This window comes from Flavobacterium palustre, from assembly GCF_014639535.1.
GTDB classification, from domain to species: domain Bacteria; phylum Bacteroidota; class Bacteroidia; order Flavobacteriales; family Flavobacteriaceae; genus Flavobacterium; species Flavobacterium palustre.
The window spans coordinates 87,325-100,568 of record NZ_BMGA01000006.1; the positions used below are offsets into that span (position 1 = coordinate 87,325).

Here is a 13,244-nt window from a genome sequence, read left to right on the forward strand (position 1 = left end):
TTTTTTTTTACCTTAGTATTAAAGTTTTATTTTTAAATTCATAACTATTTATTATTCCATAGTTTTTAATAGAGACCATGATTTCATCAATTCCTCTATCTTTTATCAATGAACCATTAAATTTTTGGTTTCGGATATTCTGGTTTTGAAAAACAACTTCAAAATCATACCATCGGGATAAAACCTTGATAATTTCATAGAGGGGTTTCTCTTCAAAACTAAAAACACCATCTTTCCAAGAAATCTCATTATAAACATCTACTTTGGCGATTTTAACTTTATTTGTTTTAAGATCAAAATCAGCTCTCTGACTTGGTATTAAATTTTGTTTACTATTATTAAATTGCATTTCTACTTTTCCTTCAACCAAAGTGGTGTAGATATTTGAATCATCGCTATAAGCTTTCAAATTAAATTCTGTCCCCAAAACATGAATTTGCTGATTCTTTTGTAACACGGTAAAACCAGCTCCTTTGTGCTTTGAACTTGGAGAAACATCAAAATAAGCTTCACCATAAACTAATTCAACACTTCTTGTTTTACCTTCTACAAAATTCACTGGAAATTTAAGTTGAGTTTCTGAGTTTAACCAAACTTTCGTACCATCAGAGAGATTAAGTAAAAACTGTCCTCCTCTTGGAATAGTCAAATAATTAAATTTATCTTTATCTACACCCTCTTTATTTTTATATACAATTTCTTCACCATTACTTTGAGCATTTTGTGTATGATATGAATTTCCTTTTTCCAAAGCAACAACGGAACCATCCTCTAAGGTTAAAGTTGCTTTATCTGTTCCGGGAAGAATTACTGTATTTGAATTAACTATTGAAGGAGAAACCTGAACTGCATTTTGAAACATTATATCTTTGAAATAATAAATAGTCATTAAAACTCCAACTAGAATTGCAGCGACGGCTGCATACTTATACATAGTCTTTCGATAAAAAATAAAAACATCTTTATCCTTTTCTTCCTGAATTTTATTTTCAATTGATTCCCAAGCTTTATCTTTATCTAATTTCGAATAAATATCAAATCCTTTAATTACATTTTTAATTTTAACTTTATTTATAAAAGAATACTTGCCTTGAAATTTTTCTAATTCCGTTTTCTCAGAATATGATAAAACATTTAATTTCTTTTTAATTTTTAATACTGCTATATAAAAAACATCATTCATAGTTCTAGCGTTTTATATATAACAACTCAATTTTGTAATGGTACTATTAAAAAGTTGTTTTTTTTTCATTAATAAAAAAAATAACTTAAAAAAACAACAAAATCATAAACAACACCTTTTAAAATTGTTGTTTATGATTTCAAATTAATAATATAAAGCTTGTAAAAATTGAAGTACTGTAAAATAATTTAAATCAATAAAAAATAAATAATAGTACTCAAATCACGAAATTGTTCCCGCAAAATTGTATATGATTGAGACTTTAAAGTTTTTACGGTTTGAAGTTTAATATCGAGTTCTTCAGCAATCTCGCTGTTAGTAAGTCCTTTTAGACTCAACTTAATAATCTCTTTTTTTCTCTCGGGTAGAACATCAATAGCCCGATATAATAATCTAACAATTTCTTCTTCAAGAATTTGATTTAAAAACAAATTATCATCTTCGATTGACATTACTATATTCTCAGCATAATTATCTTTTACCTTATTATGCTTAATAACATTATAACATTTATTACGTACAGATTTATATAAAAAGACTTTAAGAGCTGTTTCATCTGGAAATGTATTTTCTTTTTCCCAAAGACCAACAAATACATCTTGAACCAAATCCTCGCATTCATCTGTTAAAATCAAAAATCGATTCGCATATTTTACGAGTGCTTCGTAATATGTGTCAAACATTTTCCGTAACTCACTTTTAACAATGATATTGTGTTCAGCTACCAATAGATTAATTTTTAAAATAATTTTAACAATTGCAAATATATAAATATAAGCTGTTTTGATTAATATTTATGCATAATTATACCTGCTTTTTTTAATAATAATCATAGTGTTAAAATATTTAAAGAAAATATCACCTATTTAAAAACCCCATTTCCTTTAACCAGGCTTCGCATAAACTTGTCCAAAGTTCAGTAGATCCGGGATTGTTTCTTAAAGCAATGGAATGTCCTCCCTGCGAAAAAATATGTAAAGCCGATTTTATATTGGCTTTTAAAAGTGCTTCATAATAATAAATGCTATTTAACGGATTAACCACTGGATCATTAGCTGCACAAACTATAAAAGCGGGCGAAGTAGTATTACTTACATTTAATTCTCCTGAAAAAAGCTTTTCCATCTCCAAAGAAGGATTTTCTCCCAACAGAGGATTATGACTTCCTTTGTGTGCATTTTGTTTCATACTGATTGCTCCCGAAACCACAATTTGGAAATTCGGTTTAAAATCAGTTGTATCTAATGTATCATTTATTTTCGAATAATCCTCATTAATAGTAGCCAGATTTACAGTCAAACCTCCTCCTGCAGAACACCCCATTGCTCCAATTTTATTTTTATCAATTCCCCATTTTTCAGCATTGTCCCGAACTAATTTAATGGCTCTTTGTCCATCCGTTAAAGGACCAAAAGCTGGATTTTTTAAATCTGGCGAAGTTGGCATTCTGTACATCACCACAAATGCGTTTATTCCCATTGTATTAAACCATTTGGCCAGTTGAAGCCCTGCAATATTGTAAGTCAGTTTTTGATATCCACCCGGTGGAAAAATTAAAACCGCAGCTCCTGTATTTTCTTCTTTTGAAGTAAAAAAAGCATACATTCCAGGCACATCAACCTGAGTCACCCGTTCACGTTCTTCAATACGTTCTAACTTCATTCCCTTAGAATTGGGCATTTTCCCCTTAGGCCAAAGCGGTATATAATCCTGCCCCAAGGCAGAAGCTGACACAAATACAAATAATAAATTCAGTATGATATATTTCTTTTTCATAATCAATATTCCTAATTATTGAATTTTTCTAATGGGTTCTTTTACCAAAGAAAGGAAATTATTACCTTGAATTACTTCACTATTTTTAAATTCTAAAAATACATCAGCAGGCACTCTTTGAAAACAATTGTTTAATAAGACATTTTTAGAATCGGTTACTTTTATTATTGGCTGATTTTGCAAAGGTTTCTTAGATCGAATATCATTTAGAACTAAACCATCACATTTTTTGAATTCTAGAGCCGAGCCTTTTTGAGTACTGATGTCAACATTATTAAAAGTCAAATTTGAAGTAATATCGGAACTAAAACCTTCTTTGGCTTCCAGATTAATATTGGTAAAAGACAACTCACTTATAGGCATTTCTTCAATCCCTTTTATTTCTCCGGCTTTATTTATACCAACACCTGAAACATCACTTATATGAATATTTCTAAATATTGGAGTCCGCTCAGAAACAGCTTCCGGTTTAGAAACTCTATCATAAAACAAATCAAAGGTAAAAGCATTGCGACTAATATTTCTCATTACAATATTAGAAACCCTGATATTTTCAACAATACCTCCCCTTCCTCTGGATGCTTTCATACGAATTCCGGCATCTGTACCATCAAAAACACAATTAGAAATCGTTACATTTTTTACACCACCTGACATTTCACTCCCAATCACGACACCTCCATGTCCGGCGAGCATTACACAATTAGTTATCGTGATATTCTCGCAGGCCTTACCATAATTTCTACCATTTAAATCCCGTCCTGATTTTATAGTAATGCAATCATCTCCTACACTAATAAAACAATTTGAAATTCTAACATTACTGCAGGACGAGGGATTAATCCCATCAGTATTAGGACCATGCGGATCTTTTGCAGGATTAAAAATCGTAACGCCATGTACCACAATATCATTACATCCTTCAGGATTTATGGTCCAAAAAGGAGAATTTTGAATACGTATTCCTTCAATTCTTATTTTATTACACTCTAAAAACTGGATAAATGGAGGACGGAAAAACTGCTTCTTAAATATTCCTTGGTAATAAGGTTCTACTTTTAAATCTTTATTGGCCTCTGTCCACATTTTTTGGAAATCATTTGGTTTTTCGATACCGTTTTTCAATTTAATTTCCTGAAAAATTCTCATTTCTTCCTTCCACCAATCAAAGCCATTACCATCAAGAGTACCTTCACCTTTTATAGTAATATTGTCCGCTTTATATGCATTAATCAAAGGGGCGAATGTATTCATAAACACCCCTTCGTATCGTACATTTTGAAATGGCAGATAATCCTTAAAATCAGAAGAAAACTTTAGCGTTGCCCCGGTTTCCAGATAAATAGTAATGTTGCTTTTTAAGGTAATTGGTCCCGTTAGATAGGTTCCTGAAGAAAAGTAGAGCGTTCCGCCTCCTTCATTTGCCGCCTGGAGAATCGTTTTATTGATTAAATCCGTACATTTTATTTTAGCTGTATTATCGGCACCTAATGCTCTGATATCATAACTTTTACTGTATCCTGTAAAAGATAAGAACAGTATTAGCAAAGTACATATTTTTTGAATCGTGGTTTTTTTCATTATTGTATTTTTTGGTATGGTTTTATTTTTGGAGAATTGTAAAAATTGGTGTTTTTGAAAATTAAAGTTCAATTGAATCGAATGACCATTTGCTTTCAACTTTAAAAATTTTGTCTATTACATATTCTTTCAGCTGACTTTTAGTTAAACTATGAGCCCATTTTACCCGTTTTGAAACATCGGCACCTGGTCCCGTATTTCCAAACTCAGCAAAAAAAGTAGTCTTCTCTTTTTCGGGTTTATCCCAATTGTGCCAGCCTTCGGGAACGATATGTTTTCCCATAAAACATCTTATAAAAACTACATTGGCATATTCTCTCCACGGTCTTCCCAGAAAAACCTTCTTAACATCTGGTTCTGCCGTTAGCACGCAATCAAAAAAGACAAATCCAAATTGACTTTCTTTAGGAGTATTGGCTGCCGTTATATACGAATCGGTAGTACTATGGATTTCACATTTATCAAAAACAGCAGTAGCCGATCCAAAAATATAATCGGTAGTCCCTGAAATAAAACATTCATTAAAATACTGACGGCTATTATTACCCGCAGCATATAAGGTATCCTGATTGCCTAACAGCCTGCATTTGGATGCCACAAAATAATCTCCTTCAACATGCAGCGCTACAGCCTGACCTACTCTGCCTGCTGAATTCTCAACTGTCAAATTTTCAATTTTGATATGATCCCCTAAAATCTTTAGTGTATAACTGGTAAAAGTGCCTATAAAATTCTGCCCTGCATGATTATCATAAGTTAGAATCGTTTTTTCTTTACTCTCTCCTATCAGACTGATATTAGCATGAAAGGAATCAATTAAAACTTTCTCTTTATAAACTCCATTTTTAATAAATATCTTTTTTTCAGTAGAAGAAAAAGCACCACAAGCCGTAACGGCTTCCTGAATCGATTTATAATCTCCCGTACCGTCTAAGGCAACGATAAACGTATTTTTATCTTTATTTGCAAAAACTGAATTTATAGGAATCAACATCATTCCGATAAGCAAACAAAAAAAACAGGCACTTCTCATATTTTACTTTTACATTAAAAAAAGAAAGAATAATAAAATTTAATTCATTATCCTTCCTTTTATTACAAACCAAAACTAATTTTATAAAAACTATAATTACCAGTTATAATTTTTTTAAGTGTAATTTAATTACTAACCACAGCAAACTTAATTATTTTGTAATGCTAACAAGGAGGCTTTTTAACAATTATAACAGGGGTAAATTACAATTTCAAAGTAACAATTACCTAAAAATTAAATATCGTCTGATACATTAACAAAAAATAAGAAATATTTAGAATCTGTTTTTTGAATCCCAAACTTAAATAGTACAATTTCTATGTAAACACTCCCTTAGATTTTACCTAGATTAGTCCACTTTTTACTGAAGATTTACATTGAGGGGTAAAAGCGAGACCTTAAAATATGTAAAAAATATATAATTCTTTTGTGTTAACACATTAACGAAAAATACAATTCCCTTTTCTCTAAAACTATTCTTTAGATATCATATATAATAACTTTTAACAGATTTTATACAAAAATTTAAGGTGTTCAACAGTCGAACACTCCAAGGCATTTTTAACGGACCAATTTGCATTGCAAAAAACTATATATTTAAAATTAAATATAAAAAACTCCTAATTATTATTTAAAAAATGAGATACAAAAACAACATAAAGAATTTCAAAATCCTCAATAAGCATAAGGTTTCACAAACTATTTCTCTAAGTTATCCAAGAACATTAATATCGGTATAAGGTGTTCGATTGTAATCCCCTCGACTCCACAAAATCCAAAAATCAATGATTTTTGGATTTTTTTTATGTAAAAAATTTAGTAAAATCAGGACTTAACGAGGTGTTCAACAAATAAGAGTTAATTTTATAAAATAACATGAAACACTCACAAAAAAGCCACTTAAATACCTAAAACCAATAATAAGTGAGCGGGAGTGTCGAACACTTTTACTAACTATTTTCGATAGATTTTTTTTTATCTAATACAAAACAAGCAATGAAAACTTTATCCTAATTCTTTTAGAGGAAAAAAATAATAAATAGATACAAATACTTTCCTAGTCAAAACTAAAAAATAAACCAAATCAAAATTCTAAAAAAAATTACAATTGATTGATTTCGATAATTTAGTACTGTTTTAATAATCTCTAGAAACTAATGTAGAGACCTACCAGATAAGAGATTATATGGAATGTTATTTATTTCTTTAATGATCAAAACATTTTCAAAACCCAAGTCACACAGGAATCTATCCAATCAACATCACTTGTTGGATTATCTGTACCATAACCATGACCTCCACTTACATAAAAGAAAGATTCAACTGGCACTTTGTTTTTTTGCAAAGCAGCTATAAATAAAATTGAATTTTCCACTTTAACCGAATTATCATCCACAGAATGAGTAATAAATGTAGGAGGTGTATTGGGACTTACTTGAAGTTCATTAGAAAATTCTTTAATCTTTTCAAGATCTATTGGTAAATTCACTAATTTTTGCACTGAAGTTTTCCTGTCCATAACAATTAAATTTAATTCTTTTGGTGCCAATCCCTCTCCTATCAAACTATACCTTGAAACAACATGAGTTAGACTATCAGCCATACTGATAACAGGATAATTTAATATCATAAAGTCGGGACGTAAACTTGTCTTTAAAGGATTATCGATATATTCTTTATGAAAATGAGTTCCAGCAGTAGAAGCCAAATGACCTCCTGCAGAACTTCCCGCAATACCAATTTTATTGGGATTGATTCCCCATTTTTTAGCATTTTCCCTAATTAGTTGAATGGCGCGCTGGGCATCTTGTAAAGGAACAATTTGTTTATTATTTACATATTCCGCTTTAGGTAATCTATACTTTAAAACAAAACCAGCAATTCCTTTTTCATTTAATTTTTTAGCTATATCATATCCTTCATTATCTATCGATAAACCTACATAAGCTCCACCTGGACAAATTACAACAGCGATTCCTGTAGATAGACTTTTCTCAGGTAAAAAAACGGTTAAATCTGGAGTATGAACAGTTGTAATAAATTGAAAATCTTCTGTTTCATTCAAAAAAATGTCAGTGGCATTTATGTCTTTAGAATTAGGTGCTTTTTTATCATAAAGTGGAATCACTTTTTGTACATTACTAATTTTAAAACTCGATAATTGATCTATAATTAAGGATTGCTTTTTCATTTTTTTTAATTATTTAAAGATTAAAAAATACACTAAAGTAACAAAGGTCCTTTTGGCATATCACAAATATGATTTTAATAGTTAACCTCCACCTAAACCGGATACATTAGCACATTTTCCTCAGTTAAATCCTAATACTTCCTCATTCTAAACATCAAAGAAGAATTTTGATCTGTACTAAAAGAAATAGTTATGTGACTAACTTTTTCTTCATCTTTACTACAAGCTATAAAAAAACCAAAAAATAATTAGTAGTTAAGTTTTCTTGTAAAATATAAGTAGATTAAGGGCTTTGATATTTTTTAATGTTTAGAAAATCATTTTTAAAAAATTGGAAAATTAATTGATGTTATTTTACTTTTACTACTAAAGGATTTTTTACTTCCTTATAAAAACGATTTAAATATTCAAGCCATTGCTCTGAATTAGTGATTTTACTGGCTCTATCCCAAGCAGCTCCTGTATAATATACAATTGGCTCATCATTTTTTACTTCGGCTACAGCTAATAATTGATCTTTATTTACCAGCATATTCTTAATAGTAGTGGTCAAAATGACACCAACACCAGTTGTACCATATTCTTTAACAGTAGGCTCCCAATACCCCATAATACCTTTTTGTTCATTTAAAGAAATAACACCTTCTTCTGGTCTTTTGATAATTCCTACCACTACTGGCATTGGTTTTGAATCTTCAAAGGTATAGACATTCTCTACGCGATTCAATTGTGAACCAGCTTCTAAAGAAATTATTTTTGTAGCGTTAACTTTAATTCCTCCTGCATTCCAAGTGTCATAAATTAATTGGAAACTAGAACGTAAAGGACCATTATCTAATACTTTCCAACCATGATAATTAGCAGAATAACGAATCGTATCCTTAACATAAGGAGCCATATTTCCTGCACCTAACGAATGTCCAACATGATAATAGTCCATTCCGTTGCCATTGTCTTTATGGTAATTCCCTAATTTATAACGTTCATTAATCACCATTTTAGTGGATCTTTTTACCCAAACATCAAAACCATAGGCATCTTCATTGGTGTTTTCGATGGCTTTGCCATAGGTACGAAAAGCAATTTTATCATTTTCCCAGGCAAAATCGTCTTTACGTTCTGGTACAAAACGAGCATATGTTTTAATTTCAATAGGGTTTGGTTTCCCTTTTTTTATAGAAAGACGAACTGTACTTTTAGCTTTCACGCTTAGCTGTAACAATAAATTTTGAATTTCCGGCAGTCCTTTATGTTCTAACTGATAAGGGATTTGCTTGTTAGTCGATGAATTGATTACAATAAAATTGGTAGTATCTATTTGGGGATAATATGATAAAATAGTCTCCCATTTGATAGCCACAATAGCCTCATTTCTTGCAATATCCGAATTATTTTGAATTTCAATAATCCCTTTTTCCTGAGACAAAAGTAGTAATGGTAAAAAAAGAAAAAACAAATAAATGTGTTTAATGTATTTCATAATAGCTGAGCTGTATAATTCTGAGATATTGTTTCTACTGATACTGTTTCAAATAACAGTATCAGTAGAAAATTGTTTAAAATATTTATTATTCATTAGAAGGTTTTCCAATGGTAGCAAGAATTCCTCCATCTACATAAAGGATGTGCCCGTTTACAAAATCACTGGCTTTTGAAGACAAAAATATTGCAGCTCCCTGTAAATCTTCAGGGTCTCCCCAGCGATTTGCTGGTGTTCTGCTAATAATAAACTCATTAAACGGATGTCCATCTACTCTAATAGGTGCAGTTTGACTTGTTGCAAAATAACCTGGACCAATTCCGTTAGTTTGAATATTGAATTTTGCCCATTCGGTAGCCATGTTTTTAGTTAGCATTTTTAAACCTCCTTTTGCAGCAGCATAAGCACTTACTGAATCTCTGCCTAATTCACTCATCATAGAACAGATGTTGATGATTTTTCCACCACCACGCTCGATCATTCCTTTGGCAACATTTTTTGAAACGATAAAAGGACTTATCAAATCCACATTAATTACTGCAGCGAAATCTTTAACCTCCATTTCGATAATAGGAGTTCTTTTGATGATTCCGGCATTATTAATTAATATATCAATTGGGGCTACCTCCGATTCAATCTTGTTTATACTTGCAATTACAGCTGCCTCATCAGTTACATCAAATACATATCCGTAAGCTTCAATTCCTACCGATTTATATTCTGCAATAGCGCTATCTAATGCTTCTTGTGAAAGATCATTTACTACAATTTTAGCGCCTGCATATCCCAGTCCCTTGGCCATAGCCATTCCTAAACCATGAACTCCTCCTGTAATTAATGCTGTTTTTCCTGTTAAATCAAATAAGTTAATTGACATTATTTTTAAATTTATAGTTAGAATTTTTATTGATTGATAACAAAACCATCTTTTGTTTTTAGCAGCCATTGTTTTAAAACTGGCTGTAATTTTTTCACTATAGGTAAATCCGGTTTGTAAATATTTGTCAATTCAAAAGGATCTGCTTTTAAATCGTATAATACATATTCGCCTTTCCCTTTTTTCTTTACAAAAGAAAGTTTATAATCTTTAGTTCGGACTCCCCTAAAACCAGTATTCATATCAACATTATCACTAATAATAGCTCCTAAAATGTATTGTTCCGTTGGTTTTTTTCCTTTACTATTTAGATAATATTGTGCATAACTTTTACCGTCTATATTCTTTGGAATTTTACTTTTTAAGCCCATTAAATCTAAAAGTGTTGGATAAATATCTGGCAAACTTCCTAAAAACTCTCTATCTATTCTAGGAACAATATGATTTTTCCATCGAACTATAAATGGTATCCTTAATGATTCCTCAAAGATGTTGTTTTTTGAAATTTCTGAATGTTTCCCTAAACAATTACCATGGTCAGCCATAATCATTACTATAGTATTGTCGTCTAATTTCAAATCTTTAAGACCATTCAAAATACGTCCAATTTGTTCGTCAACTCCTGTAATATTTGCATAATAATAACGAATATCTTTTCGATAAGTATCCCCCATAACAGTCCCCGCTGGAGGAATATTTGGATCTTTTACTAAATCTTCCAAGGGAATATCTTTATAAAGCTGATAATATTTTTCAGGAACTCTTTGGTATTCTGAATGCGGTGGATTCATAGATACTACTAAAGAAAATGGAGCATCACTGTTACGAATTTTACCCTCTTCATTTTTCAAATATGCCAATGCTTTATCCGCTTCGTGAATTGGTCCCCATTGATTTACATATTTAAAATTTTCTCTTTTATCATTGGTATCCCAATACATTGGTTTATCATGTTCGTCATAAGTTCCATATGCATACCAATAATCAAAACCATGCCTTTTTTCTGGTGAAGTCCATTCATTCCAAGCAACTGCACCTATATTGTTAGAGGTAGGTATGTAAGGTTTATATGGTGAATCTAAATGCCATTTGCCAATATAACCGTTAAAATATCCATTTTCCTTTAATACATCCGACCAACAAATTGCATCTTCTTGCAATTCGATTCCAAAAGGAGCTGATGCAGAATTTACATTACTGTAAACCTTATTCTTAATAGGGTATTGCCCCGTCATCAACATAGCTCTAGCTGGCGAACAAACGGGATAATTACTTACCATTTGTTCTAAAACCAAACTTTCCTTAACATATTGATCTAAATAAGGAGTCATAACTGGTTCTTTCCCCTCAAATCCTACAGCTTGAGCCCGCCATTGGTCAGCAATAATAATAAGTAAGTTTGGGGACTTTTTAGATTTTGTATTGTTTTGAGCATTACATAAAATCCCTATTGATAGGGAAAATAAAAGAAAAAAATTAGTATAAATACTGTATTTTATATGTTTCATAATATTCTATTTTTATTCTAATTCCTTAATCCATTTTGGAAATTTATTCAGCCTTAATTTTAATTGTGCCAAATATAAAGAAGCGGGCACTACAGCCTTATCCAGTGACTCTGACTGTCCTATCTGTTCCATTTTAAAAGTGCTTCCTTTACTTGTAAATCCAACAACTACAGGATTAGGAATTTTCCACCATTCGAAAACCGCTGTGGGTGGCCAAAACTCAAAATCTTTTACTGGTTCATTAGTTTGCTTATAATTCCACAACACTAAACCCTGCATGTGATTGGGCATATTTTCTGTTGCTCCACCGGCTCGTCCGTTCATCAAACCACCCTCAACTTCATCAAATAATGTATTTCTGGGTTGGCTTGAATGTGACTCAAAACAAGTAGTAGCAGGATAGGTACATTTCCAAATTACAGTATTCATAGATCCATGTGAAGAACCGAAAGAATGCCATTGTGATGCCTCATCAACGCAATTAGCAATCAATACATTAGTTGAACCATTAGAGTTAATAGCCTGATGACCTGCGTTTCCATCAATTTTACAATTTAAGACCGAAATATTAGCACTTTGCGCAATGGTTGCAGCAACACTACAATTGGTAAAACGACAATTTTTTATCCACGAATTAGTGTTTCTCCTCATATTCAACATCGTATAACCACTATCGTCTTTCCAGGAACGGTGATGAACAAATTTTTCTGTCCAGTTACCCACAAACGCAATATCTTCTATCCCAACCTCCTCACTATTAGCGAATTTAGAAACTTCCCATTTGTATTTTGGGTCGATAGTATAGGAAATGGGTGCATTAAGTGTGAGTGTCTCCTTGTTTATCTTCTTAATTTGATAAAAAACTTTGACATCAATTCCTTTTTTTACTAAATAAGTCCACTGAGGTTCGGCTTTATAATTTTTTAGTTCGGATGCTATTAAATCTTTATTGTTATCCAATAAACTTAGCATAATCCAGTCACCCGGATTTAAACCTTCGGTGGTATTTAATTTTATAGTCAAATTGCCAATAGCAGCTGCCTCGGTAACCACGCCTATTTTCTTATCACTGCCGCCACTTCCAAAAATAAACAAAGGTGGAACCGTCCACATTTGAGCAGGATTTGCAGGTGGAAGTGCATTTTTCATATACAATTCAGTACCACCTGGTCCAGAACCACTTCCTCTGAAAATAATATTACTTTTTTTTGAGATAATAGAATTCGTAGCATCGCCGTTTTCATTAACTAAAAATCGCCCTTTAGGAAAATAAACAATCCCGGAACCATTTTTATTAGCGGCATCAATGGCAAATTGTATTGCTATTTTATCTGATTTTCCATCATTTGGTTTTGCACCAAAATCGGTAACATCAAAATATTTATAATCGGTTATGTTAGGGATATTCTTTTCACCCTGATGGTAACCCACATAAGAGAAATCAGGTAAGATACTTCTATCCTTCTTATAATCGTCAAATATTTTGGCTTCCTTTTGAGCAAAAACAGCTACTACAGCCAGCAAATTAAAAATAGCAACTAATCCCTTTTGAATCTGTATTTTATTGTAATTATACATTGTAATCTATTTTAATATGATAGCAATATTACTTTTA

General features: G+C 31.4%; 10 protein-coding genes. All 10 read right to left on the reverse strand.

Annotation, left to right across the window (positions count from 1 at the left end; translation table 11 throughout):
* Window positions 1-7: 7 nt before the first annotated feature.
* The 10 genes from IEV84_RS12015 to IEV84_RS12060 all read right to left on the reverse strand — a co-directional run bounded on the left by IEV84_RS12015 (window position 8) and on the right by IEV84_RS12060 (window position 13,207).
* Window positions 8-1,183 (reverse strand): FecR family protein, encoded by a 1,176-nt coding sequence (locus IEV84_RS12015; RefSeq protein WP_188494517.1) that lies wholly within the window; start codon window positions 1,181-1,183, stop codon window positions 8-10.
* A gap of 188 nt (window positions 1,184-1,371) precedes the next feature.
* Window positions 1,372-1,911 carry an RNA polymerase sigma-70 factor gene (locus IEV84_RS12020; protein ID WP_188494518.1) on the reverse strand — a complete coding sequence of 180 codons (540 nt, stop codon included), beginning with the start codon at window positions 1,909-1,911 and terminating at the stop codon, window positions 1,372-1,374.
* Between the two features lie 130 nt (window positions 1,912-2,041).
* Window positions 2,042-2,959, reverse strand: a complete 918-nt coding sequence (locus IEV84_RS12025) for an alpha/beta hydrolase (RefSeq protein WP_188494519.1) — start codon at window positions 2,957-2,959, stop codon at window positions 2,042-2,044.
* A gap of 15 nt (window positions 2,960-2,974) precedes the next feature.
* A complete protein-coding gene (locus IEV84_RS12030) occupies window positions 2,975-4,540 on the reverse strand; it encodes a glycoside hydrolase family 28 protein (protein WP_188494520.1) in 1,566 nt (521 codons plus the stop codon).
* Between the two features lie 61 nt (window positions 4,541-4,601).
* Entirely contained in the window at window positions 4,602-5,573 is a 972-nt protein-coding gene (locus IEV84_RS12035) for a pectinesterase family protein (RefSeq protein WP_188494521.1), read from the reverse strand.
* A gap of 1,213 nt (window positions 5,574-6,786) precedes the next feature.
* Window positions 6,787-7,764: an alpha/beta hydrolase gene (locus tag IEV84_RS12040; RefSeq protein WP_188494522.1), complete on the reverse strand. Its 978-nt coding sequence runs from the start codon at window positions 7,762-7,764 to the stop codon at window positions 6,787-6,789.
* A gap of 349 nt (window positions 7,765-8,113) precedes the next feature.
* Window positions 8,114-9,244 carry a BT3233 family polysaccharide utilization protein gene (locus IEV84_RS12045; protein ID WP_229732672.1) on the reverse strand — a complete coding sequence of 377 codons (1,131 nt, stop codon included), beginning with the start codon at window positions 9,242-9,244 and terminating at the stop codon, window positions 8,114-8,116.
* 88 nt (window positions 9,245-9,332) lie between these two features.
* Window positions 9,333-10,121, reverse strand: a complete 789-nt coding sequence (locus IEV84_RS12050; protein WP_188494523.1) for a gluconate 5-dehydrogenase — start codon at window positions 10,119-10,121, stop codon at window positions 9,333-9,335.
* A gap of 26 nt (window positions 10,122-10,147) precedes the next feature.
* Window positions 10,148-11,629 carry a sulfatase family protein gene (locus tag IEV84_RS12055; RefSeq protein ID WP_188494524.1) on the reverse strand — a complete coding sequence of 494 codons (1,482 nt, stop codon included), beginning with the start codon at window positions 11,627-11,629 and terminating at the stop codon, window positions 10,148-10,150.
* A gap of 12 nt (window positions 11,630-11,641) precedes the next feature.
* Window positions 11,642-13,207, reverse strand: a complete 1,566-nt coding sequence (locus tag IEV84_RS12060; RefSeq protein WP_188494525.1) for a DUF4955 domain-containing protein — start codon at window positions 13,205-13,207, stop codon at window positions 11,642-11,644.
* Window positions 13,208-13,244 lie beyond the last annotated feature (37 nt).

Bases quoted from the DNA above. Each gene is read 5' to 3' on its own strand.
- IEV84_RS12015 (WP_188494517.1), bottom strand. From the start codon at position 1,183: ATGAATGATGTTTTTTATATAGCAGTATTAAAAATTAAAAAGAAATTA.
- IEV84_RS12025 (WP_188494519.1), bottom strand. From the start codon at position 2,959: ATGAAAAAGAAATATATCATACTGAATTTATTATTTGTATTTGTGTCA.
- IEV84_RS12030 (WP_188494520.1), bottom strand. From the start codon at position 4,540: ATGAAAAAAACCACGATTCAAAAAATATGTACTTTGCTAATACTGTTC.
- IEV84_RS12035 (WP_188494521.1), bottom strand. From the start codon at position 5,573: ATGAGAAGTGCCTGTTTTTTTTGTTTGCTTATCGGAATGATGTTGATT.
- IEV84_RS12040 (WP_188494522.1), bottom strand. From the start codon at position 7,764: ATGAAAAAGCAATCCTTAATTATAGATCAATTATCGAGTTTTAAAATT.
- IEV84_RS12045 (WP_229732672.1), bottom strand. From the start codon at position 9,244: ATGAAATACATTAAACACATTTATTTGTTTTTTCTTTTTTTACCATTA.
- IEV84_RS12050 (WP_188494523.1), bottom strand. From the start codon at position 10,121: ATGTCAATTAACTTATTTGATTTAACAGGAAAAACAGCATTAATTACA.
- IEV84_RS12055 (WP_188494524.1), bottom strand. From the start codon at position 11,629: ATGAAACATATAAAATACAGTATTTATACTAATTTTTTTCTTTTATTT.
- IEV84_RS12060 (WP_188494525.1), bottom strand. From the start codon at position 13,207: ATGTATAATTACAATAAAATACAGATTCAAAAGGGATTAGTTGCTATT.